The sequence below is a fragment of the Vibrio breoganii genome, from assembly GCF_024346795.1.
Taxonomy (GTDB): Bacteria; Pseudomonadota; Gammaproteobacteria; order Enterobacterales; family Vibrionaceae; genus Vibrio; species Vibrio breoganii.
In genome coordinates, this window is sequence record NZ_AP024864.1 from 755,694 (window position 1) to 771,217 (window position 15,524).

General features: G+C 45.8%; 15 protein-coding genes. 8 read left to right on the forward strand and 7 right to left on the reverse strand.

Annotation, left to right across the window (positions count from 1 at the left end; all coding sequences use genetic code 11):
- Positions 1-107: 107 nt before the first annotated feature.
- Both glnB and OCU35_RS03585 read left to right on the forward strand, forming a co-directional pair.
- On the forward strand, positions 108-446 hold the full coding sequence (gene glnB, locus OCU35_RS03580; protein WP_017029221.1) for a nitrogen regulatory protein P-II: 339 nt from the start codon (positions 108-110) through the stop codon (positions 444-446).
- 125 nt (positions 447-571) lie between these two features.
- Positions 572-1,453: an endonuclease/exonuclease/phosphatase family protein gene (locus OCU35_RS03585; RefSeq protein ID WP_017029222.1), complete on the forward strand. Its 882-nt coding sequence runs from the start codon at positions 572-574 to the stop codon at positions 1,451-1,453.
- Here the strand turns inward: OCU35_RS03585 and OCU35_RS03590 are convergent.
- Positions 1,443-3,029, reverse strand: a complete 1,587-nt coding sequence (locus OCU35_RS03590) for a LysM peptidoglycan-binding domain-containing protein (protein WP_261825662.1) — start codon at positions 3,027-3,029, stop codon at positions 1,443-1,445. The genes OCU35_RS03585 and OCU35_RS03590 overlap by 11 nt on opposite strands.
- A 53-nt stretch (positions 3,030-3,082) precedes the next feature.
- A complete protein-coding gene (gene gloB / locus OCU35_RS03595) occupies positions 3,083-3,841 on the reverse strand; it encodes a hydroxyacylglutathione hydrolase (RefSeq protein ID WP_017029224.1) in 759 nt (252 codons plus the stop codon).
- Positions 3,842-3,879: 38 nt separating this feature from the next.
- Here gloB and OCU35_RS03600 point away from each other — a divergent pair, with 38 nt between their 5' ends.
- Complete coding sequence (locus tag OCU35_RS03600; protein WP_017029225.1) at positions 3,880-4,611, forward strand: class I SAM-dependent methyltransferase; 732 nt, start codon at positions 3,880-3,882, stop codon at positions 4,609-4,611.
- A 15-nt stretch (positions 4,612-4,626) separates the two neighbouring features.
- Here OCU35_RS03600 and rnhA read toward each other — a convergent pair whose 3' ends face one another.
- Entirely contained in the window at positions 4,627-5,091 is a 465-nt protein-coding gene (rnhA, locus tag OCU35_RS03605; RefSeq protein WP_017029226.1) for a ribonuclease HI, read from the reverse strand.
- 57 nt (positions 5,092-5,148) lie between these two features.
- Here rnhA and dnaQ point away from each other — a divergent pair, with 57 nt between their 5' ends.
- Positions 5,149-5,871, forward strand: coding sequence for a DNA polymerase III subunit epsilon (dnaQ, locus tag OCU35_RS03610; protein ID WP_102334096.1), 723 nt, complete (start codon positions 5,149-5,151; stop codon positions 5,869-5,871).
- A gap of 96 nt (positions 5,872-5,967) precedes the next feature.
- Here dnaQ and OCU35_RS03615 read toward each other — a convergent pair.
- Together OCU35_RS03615 and fadE are read right to left on the reverse strand one after the other, a co-directional pair.
- A protein-coding gene (locus tag OCU35_RS03615; RefSeq protein WP_261825663.1) for an IS3 family transposase occupies positions 5,968-7,139 on the reverse strand; the annotation gives its coding sequence in 2 pieces (ribosomal slippage) (positions 5,968-6,866 and positions 6,866-7,139; 1,173 coding nt in all).
- A gap of 25 nt (positions 7,140-7,164) precedes the next feature.
- Positions 7,165-9,630 (reverse strand): acyl-CoA dehydrogenase FadE, encoded by a 2,466-nt coding sequence (gene fadE, locus OCU35_RS03620; protein ID WP_261825664.1) that lies wholly within the window; start codon positions 9,628-9,630, stop codon positions 7,165-7,167.
- Positions 9,631-9,908: 278 nt separating this feature from the next.
- Here fadE and lpcA point away from each other — a divergent pair, with 278 nt between their 5' ends.
- Positions 9,909-10,490 (forward strand): D-sedoheptulose 7-phosphate isomerase, encoded by a 582-nt coding sequence (lpcA, locus tag OCU35_RS03625; protein ID WP_261825665.1) that lies wholly within the window; start codon positions 9,909-9,911, stop codon positions 10,488-10,490.
- Between the two features lie 32 nt (positions 10,491-10,522).
- Positions 10,523-11,371 carry a class II glutamine amidotransferase gene (locus OCU35_RS03630; RefSeq protein WP_017029230.1) on the forward strand — a complete coding sequence of 283 codons (849 nt, stop codon included), beginning with the start codon at positions 10,523-10,525 and terminating at the stop codon, positions 11,369-11,371.
- Positions 11,372-11,461: 90 nt separating this feature from the next.
- Here the strand turns inward: OCU35_RS03630 and purN are convergent, their stop codons facing one another.
- Positions 11,462-12,046 (reverse strand): phosphoribosylglycinamide formyltransferase, encoded by a 585-nt coding sequence (gene purN / locus OCU35_RS03635; RefSeq protein WP_261825666.1) that lies wholly within the window; start codon positions 12,044-12,046, stop codon positions 11,462-11,464.
- Between the two features lie 2 nt (positions 12,047-12,048).
- Entirely contained in the window at positions 12,049-13,089 is a 1,041-nt protein-coding gene (gene purM / locus OCU35_RS03640; protein WP_102460853.1) for a phosphoribosylformylglycinamidine cyclo-ligase, read from the reverse strand.
- Positions 13,090-13,392: 303 nt separating this feature from the next.
- Here purM and upp point away from each other — a divergent pair, with 303 nt between their 5' ends.
- The gene (upp, locus tag OCU35_RS03645) at positions 13,393-14,019 is read left to right on the forward strand and encodes a uracil phosphoribosyltransferase (RefSeq protein ID WP_017029233.1); all 627 of its coding nucleotides are present in this window, start codon (positions 13,393-13,395) and stop codon (positions 14,017-14,019) included.
- A gap of 105 nt (positions 14,020-14,124) precedes the next feature.
- Entirely contained in the window at positions 14,125-15,333 is a 1,209-nt protein-coding gene (locus OCU35_RS03650; protein ID WP_102430403.1) for a DUF2066 domain-containing protein, read from the forward strand.
- Positions 15,334-15,524 lie beyond the last annotated feature (191 nt).

A 15,524-nucleotide genomic window follows, 5' to 3' on the forward strand; every position in this document is an offset into this window, starting at 1 on the left:
TTTTACTCTTTTAAGCTCAAGAATGCACAATTCCTATATGGTAATTTGCTAGAAATCGTTGATAATACTTGGACTTGTCATAGGCTTGACCGAATTAGGGAGTAGGAATGAAAAAGATTGATGCGATCATTAAACCTTTTAAACTTGATGATGTGCGTGAGGCGCTAGCTGAGGTTGGAATTACAGGGATGACGGTTTCTGAAGTTAAAGGCTTCGGTCGTCAAAAGGGCCACACTGAGCTTTATCGTGGTGCTGAGTACATGGTTGATTTTCTTCCTAAGGTTAAGCTGGAAATTGTTGTATCAGAAGACGTTGCGGCGCAATGCATTGATACAATCGTTGAAACCGCGCAAACTGGTAAGATTGGCGATGGTAAAATCTTCGTGACCGACGTAGAGCGTGTTGTTCGCATCCGTACAGGCGAAGAAGACGAAGACGCGATTTAATCGCGCTGAAAAATCACTGCAAGCCCTCGCCATTGTGCGGGGGCTTTTCTTTTCTATGAGATAAGAATTAGTATAAGGTTATAAAACTGAACCATTCACACCTTGTTAGCTAGGTATCTCACACTATGACCTCACCCTCTAAAAGGTGGCTGCTTGCACCTGTTATCGCTGTGCTGTTGACCACAGCAGTGCTCGCGATTGAATTTCCAATTAGCCTGCCTGATTCCGAGCATTTGATTATGGCGGATGGGATCACCGATACCGAAACGGAAAGTGCATTTCAATGTTCTGTATTTGAGCAAAGTGGTGAGGCTATTGATAATAATGGACGCATCGATGTGTTGGTTTGGAATATCTACAAGCAAAATAAAGATGATTGGCAATCCGAACTGACCCAATTGCTCAAAGGTAAGCAGCTGGGTTTGTTGCAAGAAGTTAGCTTTACTGATGAATTTAGGACTTGGTTATATCAACTGGATTGGGTAGGACAGCAGGTGAAAGCCTTTGAATCATTTGATGTTAGCGCGGGTGTATTTAATATTACTCAAGTCTATCCTATTCGTGCTTGTGCACAGTTAGACGCAGAACCCTGGATACAAATCCCCAAGTCAGCGCTCTTTGCCACCTATCCTTTGTCTAATGGGGAAGTGCTTGCGGTAGGCAATCTGCACGGCATCAACTTTACTATTGGCACTAAGGCATACTCAAAGCAGCTAAAACTATTGGCAAGTAAGCTTGAGCAACACAATGGACCTGTCATTGTGGGCGGGGATTTTAATACCTGGAGCGATGCAAGGCTTGAGCAATTGGCGAAGATTATGTCATCGGCAAATCTTAAAGAAGCACAATTTGAGCCCGACCAACGAACCGAGTTTATGGGGGGACATGTGTTAGATCATATCTACTATCGTGGCTTAGACCTAAAAAAAGCGGAGGCGCCCACTAGTGACGCCTCCGATCATAATCCAATGCTAGCGAGTTTTTCTATTACAGAGGTTAAACGCTAACCTTAGTGACATCCACATACAGCTTGAGCTTTTGCCCGGGCTGCAGGTAGTCAGATTTATTCAGGTTGTTCCATTTGATCACGTCACTAGAGCGCACTTTAAATCGGCTGGCGATAGTGCTAATGCTGTCCCCACTGCGGACGTTGTAGTAAACGGTGCGCATTACAGCGCCTTGCTCACCCTGTTTCCACACCACTAACTTCTGACCAATACGTAGCGTGTCTTTCGGTGCCATACCGTTCCACTTTGCCAATGATTGTACTGATACATTATGTTCTTTAGCTATGGTCCAGAAACTCTCGCCCGATTTCACCGTATGAGAGACCTTGTAGTCGCCTCGGTTGCGCGATTGGGTCTGTTTTAGACGGTTGTCCGCACTTAGGGCATAGGTGCTGTCTGACTGGGTAGAGGTCGGAATCAACAAGTAACGTCCCGCCCTAATATTGGAGTCAGACATGCCGTTGGCATTCTGAATGACCTTTATGGTGGTGTTATGTTTTTGTGCAATAACACCTAAGCTATCACCTGGCTGAATTTTGTAGCGAACCAGTTTGACACCCTTGCCACGATTTTCTTCAACCTTGGCTAAGAATTGCTCTTGCTGCTCCGCTGGGATCAACAGCTTTTGTGGCCCTTCAGGAGCCGTAGCCCATTGATTGTAAGCTGGGTTGTAGCTCTGGAGCTCCTTCACTGGTATACCGGCATATTGCGCGGCAATGCCGAGATCAAGTTGCTCTTTGGGATCCACTTCAACCAATACTGGTTTGTTGGCAATCGGTGGGATCTTCACGCCGTACTTTTCTTGGTTTGCCACAATATCGGCAATCGCCATTAGCTTAGGAACATAAGCACTGGTTTCTTTTGGCAGTTGCAGTGAGAAAAAGTCGGTTGGTTTGCCATCTCTTCGGTTCTTGCGAATGGCGCTGCTAACACGACCGCTACCGCTGTTGTACGATGCGATGGCGTGGTTCCAGTTGCCGTCAAATCTTTCGTTAAGGTAGGTCAGATAATTTAGAGCAGCATCGGTTGAGGCAACCACATCGCGACGACCATCGTACCAATAGTCTTGCTCTAGGCCATACATCTTGCCTGTACCTGGAATGAACTGCCATAGACCCGCTGCGCTACCATGAGAGTAGGCGAAGGCATCATAAGAGCTTTCAACAACAGGCAGTAGTGCCAGCTCTAGCGGCATGTTTCGTTCTTCAATCTTTTCGATGATCAGATACAGAAAAGGTTCGGCTCTTTTAGAGACGGTTCTTAAATGACTTGGGTGTTTGATGTACCAGTTGCGGTAGTAATCAACCATCTTATCGTCGGCGACGGGCAGCTCTAATTGCATGCCAATACGCTTCCAAAGATCGTCTTGTTGTTGGGCTGTGAGCTCCGGAGCTTTTTCTGTTTCTTCTACAGGTAGCGTTTCTGCGTCCGTAGAGCCATCGATGGGCTGTGTCTGTTCAGCTTGGCTTTCTTCTGTTGTAGGAGGAAGCTCTGAGACGTCCTTATCCGTGGGCTGTTGTGGAGCCTGACAACCTGCAAGTAGCAGAGCCAGTATCCAGCTGTATTTCAATCTCATTAAAAAGCCTTTCCTTTGGTGCTGAATATAAAAATTTGTCCGAGTTTACTGAATTAGAAGCTATCTTTCCATTTACGTAAGGCGGTAAACACGCCTTGTGGGCTAAGATCTTCTGTACGATGTGACACAGAATTGACAACCTCTGGGATTTCTACCCTCAAAAAAGGGTTAATCCATTTTTCCTGTTCAATAGTAGTCGGTAATGTTGGTTTTTGGTGAGCTCTGAGCTGATTTACTTTTTCTCTGTAAATTTGTAACTGCGGGTTACCTGGCTCAATCGCCATGGCAAATGAGAGGTTGCTTGAGGTGTATTCATGAGCACTGTATACCTCTGTTTCTACTGGGAGGGCAGCCAGTTTTTGTAGAGATTGCCACATTTGAGCGGGCGTTCCCTCAAACACGCGGCCGCAACCGGCAGAGAACAGCACGTCACCACAGAAAAGTTTGCCATCCCCTACGTAACCTATGTGCCCTAGAGTATGCCCAGGTAAGCCCAGAACTAAGAAACGCTCGCCAAATAGGTCTAGCTGCTGTCCTGCATCAACCGAGTGCGTCAGACCTGCCACAGCATCATTTTTAGGACCTACAATCATGGTGTCTGGATAGGCGCGCTTGAGCTCCGATACTCCACCAATATGGTCAGCGTGGTGATGGGTGACTAAGATTGTGGTGAGTTCCAATTGGTGTTCTTTTAGGTAAGACAGCACTGGAGTAGCATCACCGGGATCAACAACCGCACATTGACCTTGCTTATTGTGAATAAGCCAGATGTAATTATCATTAAATGCGGGTATGCTTTTTACGACTAACATTAAGATATTCCTATTGTTTCTGTACGGATGACTGCTGAATGCGACCAGCTCGGGTATCACGGAAAATTAATCAGCCCCATTCTTGGGACGACTTGCCTAAACATGCTTGGGTGCGCGATGCGATTCAAATGCGTTTGGATGAGTGGTGCCCAAAACTATTTGGCTATCATATGCTTAAGCTTGGCGGTTTAAGTTGTGAGATTACCAGCTGCAACTGTAACATTCAGCATCAAATCAACCTAGATATAGTAAACCCAATTCATAGCATCGTAGCCGATGCTTATGATTTACCCTTCCTAGAGAAGAGCATAGACGTTGTTTTAATGGCGCATCAACTTGATTATTGCTTGGATCCGCATCGCTTATTGCGAGAAGTAGACCGCGTGTTGATCGATGATGGCTATCTAATACTGACAGGCTTTAATCCAATCAGTTTATCGGGGTTGAATAGCTTGATGCCATGGCGAAAGAATAATCTGCCTTGGAGCGGGCGAATGTTTACGCCGTATCGGGTTCAGGACTGGCTCAGTGTACTTAATTATCAAGTGGTGCACATGGACAGTTATGGATTGATACCGTCGAAAAAGCAACGTGCGATATGGACTTGGATAGAAAATGGGATAGGGGGCTGGAGTATGCCGTTTTGCAGTCAATACTTTATCGTGGCTCGCAAGAGAACGTACCCGCTTAAACCGATAAAACCCCATTGGAAACTGAAGCGTCGCCTGTCTCCAGTGAGGTTAAATTGCCGAGTTAACCCTAAAGCCTAGTATTACCTGTTTAGCTTAAGAAGGCTGATAACCGGTATCTTCATCGGTAGGAGTTTCTGCTGCTAGACGAGCAATCTCGTCACAAATTTCGTTTTCTCTATGCCCTGCATGACCTTTTACCCATTTCCATTCTACTTGGTGGCGTTGGTTTTCTTTGTCCAACGCTTGCCATAGATCAGCATTTTTTACGGGTTTTTTATCCGACGTTTTCCAGCCACGTTTCTTCCAGTTATGAATCCACTGAGTAATCCCCTGGCGTACATACTGGCTATCAGTGGTAAGGACTACCGTACATGGCTCCTTAAGAAGCTTAAGCCCTTCAACGGCTGCCATCATTTCCATGCGGTTGTTGGTCGTCAGTGTGAAGCCTTTGGCTATCTGTTTTTCGTGCTCTTTGTAGCGCATGACGATGCCATAGCCACCTGGACCTGGATTGCCTAAGCAAGATCCATCTGTGAAAATCTCAACCTGTTTATTCATGATTTGATATGATTGTCTGTATAGAGGCCTTCCTATTAGTCTGACACAGTTTTAATTATGAATACTAGTAACAATTCGCGCCGCATAGTGGTGCTCGATACAGAAACCACAGGTATGAACCGTGAAGGCGGTCCTACCTACCTTGGTCACCGAATCATAGAGATCGGTGCTGTAGAGATAGTGAACCGTAAGCTAACGGGGCGTCACTTCCATGTCTATATCAAGCCAGACCGTGAGATTCAGCCAGATGCGATTGCAGTCCACGGTATTACCGATGAATTCTTACGAGATAAACCAGAATACAAAGATATTCATAAAGAGTTTCTAGCGTTTATCGATGGGGCTGAGCTTGTTGCTCATAACGCGCCCTTCGATGTCGGCTTTATGGATAATGAATTTAGCAAGCTAGACCCTTCTATCGGAAAAACGGAAGACTACTGCAAAATTACCGATTCCTTGGCAATGGCTAAGCGCATGCCAAACATGCCAGCGCGCAAAAACCTGGACTCACTAGCTAAGCATTTCACCATCGATATTTCCGCACGTGTATTGCACGGCGCTTTGCTCGATGCCGAGATACTGGCAGATGTGTTCTTGTTTATGACCGGTGGTCAAACAGCGATTCAGTTTGGCGGTGATAGCAGTGGTGAGGCTGGTGGAGAGAGTATTCAGCGCGCGGCATCGGGAAGAGCCCCGCTTAGAGTCATCAAGGCCAGTGATGATGAGCTAGCAGCCCATGCGGAAAGATTGACACTGCTCTCTGGTGAGCCAAGTTGGTAGTAGCGCTTTAAAGAACCCAGAACCCAGAACCCAGAACCTGGGTCCTAGGTCCTAGGCCTCAGTTTGATATGACCCCGTAAAAGTAGACACGGGGTTTTATTTTACTAGTTCGAAATCATTGGGACTAACTCTACCGAGTGTCCCATGTTTTCTTACTGAATTATAATAATTAACGATATAAAGTCGACTTTGAGTGATCATTTGCTGGCGAGATATCTCTCCAAGGTTACTCATCCACTCTTTTTTGTACTGTGCAAAGAAGCTCTCTGCACACGCATTATCCCAGCAATTTCCTTTCCTAGACATACTCACGGTAATGTTCCGTTTGTGATGCCAAAGCAATGTATTCTCAGCCGTATATTGGGTTCCTTGATCTGAATGAAATAGTAATTTGTCACCGTCCGGCTTTCTGAGCTTCCATGCTCGATTTAATGTCTTTATGACTAAGTCAGCATTGTTTATTTTGCTCGTTCCCCAACCAACAACTTTTCTTGAGTACAAATCAAGAATTACACACAAGTATTGCCAACCATCCCGGCACCTAACCTGAGTAATATCGGATACCCAAACACGATTAGGGTCGGCGACTTTAAACTCTCGATTCAGCAGATTAAAAGCGTTAATGGTATTTGATTTACTCACTGCGCGACCAAAGCTGCGTTTACAAGCCCGAGAACGATAGCCCATAGCTTGTAGTAAGCGCTGGACCCTCGCTTTGCTGCACACAAAGCTGTTTTCAATCGCAAGTTTCCAAAGCTTCCGATAACCAGGAATACAGTGCTGCTCGTCGCTGGTAGCCTTGAGAAAATCAGATAATGAACGATTCTCTACAGACCGTTCACTAAGTTCACTGTTCAACCACTTATAATACCCTGAACGAGAGACTTCAAAGAGATGGCAAAGCCACTTAATCGGTCGCTTGGCGCTATGGTTCTTAGCTATAAACTCAAACTTTATTCTTTTCGGCTGTCGAAGTAGGCCTTCGCCTTTTTTAGCATGTCATTCTCCATTTCAGCCCTTTCAAGCTGCTTTTTAAGACGAGCGACTTCTCGCTCTAGCTCAGCTAAAGAATGCTCTGGACCTTCGTTCTTAATCGGGTTTGAAGTTTGCTTAGATGATGTCAATTTGCGCCTCCATTTACTCAAAAGCCTAGGATGAATACCTAATGACTTGGCGACTGAGTTTACTGTATCTGGAGACACTAGTGATTTTTGAACTGCGTTTCTTTTAAACTCGTTTGAAAATACTCGTTTTTGTTTTACTTGCATGACACCTAATCCTTAAATTAGGTGTCTACTTTATTGAGGTCGTATCAGTTTCACTTAAGACTTGTTGCGACTTTACCGAGTTAGCTGGCAGTTCTAGCGGGTCAAAGTCATCGACATTGATACTGCGAAGTCGGTGCTGTTCCGCCTCTATTAAGATCTCTGCTTCTTCCTGACTGATCACGTTAGCTTCGAGTCCTTGCTTCGCAATAAGGTCTAGTCGGGTGAAAGACCTACGCTGTTCAAGAGCTTTGCACACTTTATCGAAGATAGGCTCAGCTTGCAGTACGACGGTTAGCGCTAACTCTAATTGCCCTTGAACACAGTACTTCGATGGCTCTAGGTATTGATTACGTCCAAGTCGAGAGCGCGTCGCACTCGGTGTTTGCAGTATCTTAGCTAACTCGCTATCCAGAGCATCTGATGGTGCTTTGCGCACGCGCCCAATTGGCATTAACAGCACACGCAGCTTAAGCCCCATCCATTTCACAGGGAAGTTCACTAAGAAGTCATGCATCGCAGACTCAATCTTAAATAAGCTGTCTTGAGCGGTCCAATGCACCAGTGCCAGGTCTTCTTTAGGGCTACCATCTAATTCAAAGCGCTTGAGCATTGCAGAGCATAGATAGAGCTGTCCTAGCATATCGGCTAAGCGTGCAGATAGGCGCTCTTTACGCTTCAAGGAACCCCCAAGGAAAGCCATAGAGACATCAGAAAGAAACGCGAGGTTTGCACTGTAGCGGTTAAGCTTTTGGTAGTAGCGTTTGGTTTCATCATTGGTGGGCGCGTCAGAGCCTAAGCCATCAGTGACACCGAAAACTAGACTGCGAGATAGGTTACTCATAGCAAAGCCAACATGGCTAAATAGAGCCTTATCAAACTGCGCTAAAGCATTCGGTGCATCAGAATAGGCCATTTCCATCTCTTTAAGGATATAAGGATGGCAGCGAATAGCGCCTTGTCCGTATATCATCAATGAGCGAGTCAGTATGTTTGCCCCTTCCACTGTGATGGAGATTGGAGCGCCTTGGTAGGCACGCCCTAAGAAATTAGAGGGGCCGAGCATTACGCCCTTGCCGCCGGCGACGTCCATCGCATCAATGGATGCTCTTTGACCTAGGTGAGTACAATGATACTTAACAATGGCAGAGATAACCGACGGCTTAGCGCCATTATCAATGGCACCCATGGTTAGTAGGTTTGCTCCTTCTAGTAGGTATGCACTACCTGCGATGCGAGCGAGCGGCTCCTCAATCCCCTCCATTCGGCCAATAGGTTGTTTAAATTGACGACGAATACGAGCATACGCACCAATAGCAAGAGCATTGGTCTTGATTCCACCGGTATTAGCTGACGGTAGGGTGATTGCACGTCCCACTGATAAACATTCCACCAACATTTTCCAACCTTGGCCCACCATCTCTTGTCCACCAATGATGAAATCTAGAGGTACAAACAGGTCTTCTGCTTGTGTAGGGCCGTTTTGAAATGGAATGTTTAGTGGGAAATGCCTGCGGCCAATCTTGACGCCGTCAAGGTTGGTGGGGATCAGGGCGCAGGTGATACCGAGGTCTTCCTTGTCACCTAATAGGCCATCAGGGTCTCTCAGCTTAAAGGCCAAGCCCAAAACGGTAGCAACGGGTGCCAGCGTGATGTAGCGCTTGTTCCAAGTCAGGCGCATACCCAGCACTTTCTTACCTTGCCATTCACCTTTACAAACAACACCAAAATCAGGGATAGCGCCCGCATCTGAGCCTGCTTCTGGACTGGTTAATGCAAAACACGGGATCTCTTTGCCCTTTGCAAGACGCGGTAGGTAATGGTCTTGTTGCTCTTTGGTACCGTACATTTGCAGTAGTTCACCCGGGCCAAGAGAGTTCGGAACGCCAACGGTCGAGGCAACAACGATAGAAGTACCGGCCAGTCTTTGTAGCACTAGCGCCTGAGCGTAGGCTGAAAACTCAAGGCCGCCGTATTTCTTCTTGATGATCATGGCAAAGAACTTATGGTCTTTCAGGTATTGCCATACCTCTGGAGGCATATCGGCTATCTCATGGGTAATTTCATGATCATTGATCATTGAGCACAGCTCATTCACTGGGCCATCGAGAAAGGCTTTTTCCTCTGCAGAAAGCTCAGATTTTGGAATGTCTTTTAAGAACTGCCAGTTAGGCTTGCCTTGAAACAGCTCTGCTTCCCACCAGGTTGTGCCGGCATCAAGCGCCTCTTTTTCGGTTTGGGACATAGGTGGCAACATGCCTTTAAATAAAGCTAAAACCTTTTTGGTCACGATATCCTGACGCCATTTATCGAACATCATAAACGCGGTGACAGACAGTAGAGCAGCCCAAGCAATGAAGGAGAAGCCCGATAGGATGGAACAGATAATCAAGGCTGTTGTATTGGCCAGAAACCCAGAAAACAGTGATGTACGGTGATACAGGCAGATGCCTGACGCCACGATTAGGGTAAGTAGAGCAACAAGTATTTCCATGTAAGAAGCATCTCCATTAAGCAGTGTTACCCCTTAATAATAGGTAAGAGGTCTAACCAGTTCAAATTAGTATCGCAAATGTTAATTATTTGTAAAGTGTTATTGGTGGTGTTTTGTGAGTTGAGTCGCGAGCGGCATCAAAAGTGATTTGTCGGTGAAATAGTAGCCATTGAGCCTATTGAGTTGGAAATCTGCGAGTAAGAGTCTCGACACTGCTAAACTTTTCTTGTTACATTCGATGCTATAACAATGGCGTTATTAATCAGGAGAAATCTGCCATGTACCATGACCTTATTAAGGGTGAATTAAATGAAGCTGCTAAAGTACTAGAAGCTTTTCTATCGGATGATGAGAACATTGCTCAGATAGAGAAAGCTGCAAGAACCATTGCGGATTCTTTTAAGCTTGGTGGTAAGGTTTTGTCTTGTGGTAATGGCGGTTCTCATTGTGATGCTATGCACTTTGCTGAAGAGTTAACAGGACGATACAGAGAAGACCGCCCAGGATACCCTGGTATCGCAATTTCTGATCCTAGCCACCTTTCTTGCGTGAGCAATGACTTCGGCTATGAAGCGGTGTTTTCTCGCTATGTAGAGGCCGTAGGCCAGAAGGGGGATGTGCTGTTTGGACTGTCTACGTCTGGTAACTCAGCCAATATACTAAGAGCTATTGAAGCGGCCAAAGCAAAGGGAATGAAAACCATTGCTTTGACTGGTAAAGACGGCGGTCAAATGGCGGGTACCGCTGATGTTGAAGTGCGAGTACCACATTTTGGCTATGCCGATCGTATACAAGAGATACATATCAAGATCATCCATATCATCATTCAATTAATTGAAAAAGAGATGGAAGCTCAGTAAGGACACTGAGGATTTATTAGCAGGAGATTACTATGTGTGAACTGCTTGGCATGAGCGCTAATGTGCCAACAGATATCTGTTTTAGCTTTACTGGCTTGATTCAGCGTGGGGGGAACACAGGACCTCACACCGATGGCTGGGGGATTACTTTCTATGAAGGGAAGGGCTTTCGCACCTTTAAAGACCCAAACCCCAGCTGTGATTCAAAAATAGCAGAATTAGTACAAAGCTACCCTATCAAGAGCTGCGCAGTGGTTAGCCATATAAGGCAAGCGAACCGAGGGGCGGTTAATCTAGAAAATACCCACCCATTTACTCGAGAGTTGTGGGGCAGATATTGGACGTTTGCACACAATGGGCAATTATCTGATTATCATGAAATGCACACCGGTCGACATCGTCCGGTAGGAAAAACAGACAGTGAACTGTCTTTTTGCTGGATAATGCATAAATTAGAGGAACGCTTCCCTGAGCCCCCTCAAGACATGCAGCCCGTCTTTGCTTACATGGTTACCCTGTGTGATAGCTTAAGAGAGTTTGGCGTGTTTAACATGCTGCTGAGCGATGGTGAGTATGTGATGGCGTATTGCACCAACCATCTTTATTACATTACCAGGCGCGCTCCTTTTGGTAAGGCGACTCTTATCGACGAAGACGTCACCATTAACTTCCAAGAAGAAACAACACTCAACGATGTCGTGTCAGTGATTGCAACCCAGCCTCTCACCGATAACGAAACTTGGCACAGGCTGAAACCGGGCGAGTTTACGCTGTTTCAAAATGGTGAGGTTGTTGCGGGTAACTCAGACTTATTGGTTGATGTAGCTTACGCGGCACCAAAGCCAGCCAGTCAGGCACCCACACAAGTACTAGAAGAATAAAACAAAGGCACGATAAACGTGCCTTTGTTGTTTTTGCAGTCTGTCCACTTTAGACATAAAAAAAGCAGCTCAAAGGCTGCTTTCTAGATGTTAACTTTTCCAGTTTATCTCACCAGAAATTACCTGTCGGACTATGTCCGGGTAGAGTTGATGTTCCGCTTTTTGTACCTTAGTCATAAGGCTATCGGCATCATCATTAGCCGTGATGGTGACTTTGACTTGACCAATGATCGGGCCACTATCGAGTTGTGGGGTCACAAAGTGAACGGTACTTCCGTGCTCTGAGTCCCCTGCATCAATGGCGCGCTGGTGGGTGTGAAGCCCTGGATACTTGGGAAGCAGTGAAGGGTGGATGTTGATCATCTTGCCGAGGTAGTGTTCAACAAATTCATCACTGAGAATTCTCATGTAACCAGCAAGTACCACCAAATCTGGTTGGTACTCGTCGATTTGCTTCATCAGAGCCATATCAAAGCTTAGACGGTCAGCAAAGTTCTTGTGAGATAAAGCATGGGCTGGAATCGCCGCTGTTCTTGCTCGTTCAAGGCCATAGGCTTGCTCTTTATTACTAAAGACAGCACAGACTTGACCTTGAATGTCACCGTTTGCACAGGCATCCATAATGGCCTGAAGGTTACTTCCATTTCCGGAAACAAGGACGACGATTCTAGTCATGATTAACGGATCTCTACTTGCTCTTCTTCGCCATTTGCTTCAGCGATTTGACCAATAACCCAAGCGTTTTCGCCTTCTTCATTAAGAAGAGCAACCGCTTGTTCTGCTTGATCTTTAGGCAGAGCAACGATTAGACCAACACCACAGTTGAATGTACGGTACATTTCGTGAGTGGTAACGTTGCCGTTCTCTTGAAGCCAGTTGAAGATAGTAGGCCAGTTCCAGCTGTTGCCGTCGATAACTGCTTTAGTACCTTCAGGAAGAACGCGAGGGATGTTTTCCCAGAAACCACCACCGGTAATATGAGAGATAGCGTGGATATCATGCTTCTCGATCATTTTAAGTGCTGATTTGATGTAAATCTTAGTTGGTTCTAGTAGATGCTCACCCAGTGGCTTGCCTTCAAGATCTTGGTTTAGATCTGCATTAGACACCTCAAGGATCTTACGAACTAGAGAGTAACCGTTTGAGTGTGGGCCGCTTGAACCTACAGCAATCAAAGCATCACCGGCTGCCACTTTAGTGCCATCGATAATGTCTTCTTTTTCTACAACACCAACACAGAATCCAGCAACATCGTAGTCGTCGCCTTCGTACATGCCAGGCATTTCTGCAGTTTCACCACCGATAAGTGCACAACCAGACTGTACACAGCCTTCAGCAATACCAGCAACTACATCAGCAGCAGTGTCTACGTCGAGCTTCCCTGTCGCGTAGTAATCTAGGAAAAATAGAGGCTCAGCACCCTGAACGATCAGGTCGTTCACACACATAGCAACCAAATCGATGCCGATGGTGTCGTGCTTTTTCATATCTAGTGCAAGGCGTAATTTAGTGCCAACGCCGTCTGTACCCGAAACCAGTACTGGTTGCTTATATTTGGTTGGCAGTTCGCATAATGCGCCAAAGCCACCAATGCCACCCATGACCTCTGGACGACGTGTGCGTTTTACAGCACCCTTAATTTTGTCAACCAGTGCGTTGCCAGCGTCAATGTCTACACCAGCATCTTTGTAGCTAAGAGAAGCCTTGTTACTACTCACGGGAAATTCCTCGTTTAGAAAAAGTTAGGGAAGAAAAATCGGCGCTATTCTAACAAGGGATAATCGACAATAGCAAACGTTTGCGCGGTTATTTCTGATTGTTATTGATTTGAGCCCCTAGATGATGATTTATTTTGCAATTAAAGTAATCTGTTACCTAGCAATACAGGCTCACTTTTTAGATAGTCGTAAATTGCATTCTTTAGTTGGGATTAATTGCGCCTAGAGGGCTGTGCGACTCGTAACTTGGTGTCGTTTGGGTATATAATTCCTAGGTTTGTTGATTTTAGACTGGAGAAAGGCATGAAAGTCGTTGAGGTAAGACACCCTCTTGTGAAACATAAGTTGGGTTTGATGCGCGAAGGGGACATTAGCACCAAGCGTTTTAGAGAGTTAGCTACAGAAGTAGGTAGCCTACTCACATACGAAGCGACGGCAGACTTCGAAACTGAGCGCGTAACGATCAATGGATGGGATGGCCCAGTTGAAATTGACCAAATTAAAGGCAAAAAGGTTACAGTAGTGCCAATTTTGCGTGCAGGTCTTGGCATGATGGACGGCGTGTTAGAGCACGTACCTAGTGCAAAAATCAGTGTCGTTGGTGTGTACCGCGACGAAGAGACCCTAGAGCCTGTTCCATACTTCAATAAGCTAGCGTCATGCATTGATGAGCGAATTGCACTGGTTGTTGACCCAATGCTGGCAACGGGTGGCTCTATGATTGCCACCATCGACCTGCTTAAAGAACAAGGCTGTAAGACTATTAAGGCACTTGTGCTTGTAGCGGCGCCTGAAGGTATTGAAGCACTAGAAAAAGCTCATCCTGATATCGAGCTATACACAGCTGCGATCGATGAGTGCTTGAATGACAAGGGCTACATTGTTCCTGGTCTAGGCGACGCTGGCGACAAGATCTTCGGTACTAAATAATACCCAAAAAACCAACAAGAATGGGGCGCTTTCTAGTGACTCTACTTGTTGGTTTTACAATCTTTGCTTATTATTTTCTAACTACTTCATATTATTGAGTTATTTATGCGATTTTTGGCTTGTATGCTAGCGGCGTTAACGTCTTTTTCTGCGTTTGCAGTCACTAAGGTCAATGTGTTTGATACCGAAGCAGTGGTGATTAAACAGAAAGAAGATGCAAGATACAGCGGTGAAGAGTTGGCTCGTCGCGAAGGCATGAGAGATGTTATCGTTCGAGCAACTGGTGACGCTGCCTCTTTGGATAATGCGGTAGTGAAGAAAGCTATTACTCAAAGTAGCCGCTTTCTTTCAACGATTACACCGTCTGAGAAAGGTGGACAACCTACTCTAAAGATGTCGTTCAACCCTAAACAGATTCAAGCATTGCTTGCTCAAGCAGACTTGCCATATTGGCCTGACGAGCGCGCTCGTTTGCTAGTCTGGGTGGTTGAAGACAACGGGTATGATCGCACCATTAGCTGGGAACAGTCTCAAAGAACCTCTATTGAGAATCTAAGATACGTTGCCGCTCAAAAAGGCCTGCCTATTACGGTGCCTGTGGGCGACATTGATGATGTAACTAGCATTCAGCCAACTGAGGTATGGGGTAACTTTACCAAACAGATCTCTGACAGCAGTCGTCGCTATGACGTTGATGCAGTGGTTGTGGCGCGAATTACTCGTAATGGTAGCCAGCAGAACCTGCGTTGGACCTTGTATGATGACAAGCCTCAGTTCATTGCTGATGCTTCTTTGTCTCCAGTAACGGGCGAAGCCTCGGGCACAAACAAGCAAGTAACAGAGACATTTGTTGCGGATCTTGGTCGCTATTACGCTCAAAAGAGTTCAGCTAAGGCCAGTGGAGAGATTGCATCTTCAGTTGTCGTGAACTTTAAAGGCGTAGCTGAAGCTCAGTCATTCTTTAACATTGAGCGCATGCTAGAAGACCTTTCCAGCGTAGCGTCAGTAGAGCTTATGCATGTTATGGGGAGCTCGGTTGATTTTCGTGTGAACCTAATTACTGACGCAGCGGACTTTGACCGCCAGATTCTGCGTAGCAACAAGGTAACGAAAGTTGAAGCTGCAGTAGAACCTACGCCAGTAGAACCTGCAACTGAAGCACAGGCTGAATCTACGCTAGACGCACCGCAATCAGGTGCAGAATCGACAACAGTTGACAACACTGAATCTCAAGCTGCTGAAGAGGTTAAGCCTACTACTGAAGAGTCTGTGGAACCTAAGCCTGAAGTATTGATGTATGAATGGCAGTCATAGAATAAACCAATAATAATGCGTTTGTTGATAAGCCAGTAGCTCTTGCTACTGGCTTTTTTGTTGTTTCTGTTCTTGCTTCGTTCCTTGTATAAGACTGGTTAGATTCATCGGGGTCTATTGCTAATCCTTCCCTTAGGTTTCTGAGTTTTTCGTTTTTTTATTTCTCATTTCTGTTTTTTTGCTTATCCAAC

Excerpts from the sequence above, each read along its gene's own strand:
- dnaQ (WP_102334096.1), top strand. The coding sequence starts at position 5,149 with ATGAATACTAGTAACAATTCGCGCCGCATAGTGGTGCTCGATACAGAA.
- OCU35_RS03590 (WP_261825662.1), bottom strand. The coding sequence starts at position 3,029 with ATGAGATTGAAATACAGCTGGATACTGGCTCTGCTACTTGCAGGTTGT.
- OCU35_RS03650 (WP_102430403.1), top strand. The coding sequence starts at position 14,125 with ATGCGATTTTTGGCTTGTATGCTAGCGGCGTTAACGTCTTTTTCTGCG.
- purN (WP_261825666.1), bottom strand. The coding sequence starts at position 12,046 with ATGACTAGAATCGTCGTCCTTGTTTCCGGAAATGGAAGTAACCTTCAG.
- glnB (WP_017029221.1), top strand. The coding sequence starts at position 108 with ATGAAAAAGATTGATGCGATCATTAAACCTTTTAAACTTGATGATGTG.
- OCU35_RS03630 (WP_017029230.1), top strand. The coding sequence starts at position 10,523 with ATGTGTGAACTGCTTGGCATGAGCGCTAATGTGCCAACAGATATCTGT.
- rnhA (WP_017029226.1), bottom strand. The coding sequence starts at position 5,091 with ATGAATAAACAGGTTGAGATTTTCACAGATGGATCTTGCTTAGGCAAT.
- OCU35_RS03585 (WP_017029222.1), top strand. The coding sequence starts at position 572 with ATGACCTCACCCTCTAAAAGGTGGCTGCTTGCACCTGTTATCGCTGTG.
- gloB (WP_017029224.1), bottom strand. The coding sequence starts at position 3,841 with ATGTTAGTCGTAAAAAGCATACCCGCATTTAATGATAATTACATCTGG.
- fadE (WP_261825664.1), bottom strand. The coding sequence starts at position 9,630 with ATGGAAATACTTGTTGCTCTACTTACCCTAATCGTGGCGTCAGGCATC.
- upp (WP_017029233.1), top strand. The coding sequence starts at position 13,393 with ATGAAAGTCGTTGAGGTAAGACACCCTCTTGTGAAACATAAGTTGGGT.
- OCU35_RS03600 (WP_017029225.1), top strand. The coding sequence starts at position 3,880 with ATGCGACCAGCTCGGGTATCACGGAAAATTAATCAGCCCCATTCTTGG.
- lpcA (WP_261825665.1), top strand. The coding sequence starts at position 9,909 with ATGTACCATGACCTTATTAAGGGTGAATTAAATGAAGCTGCTAAAGTA.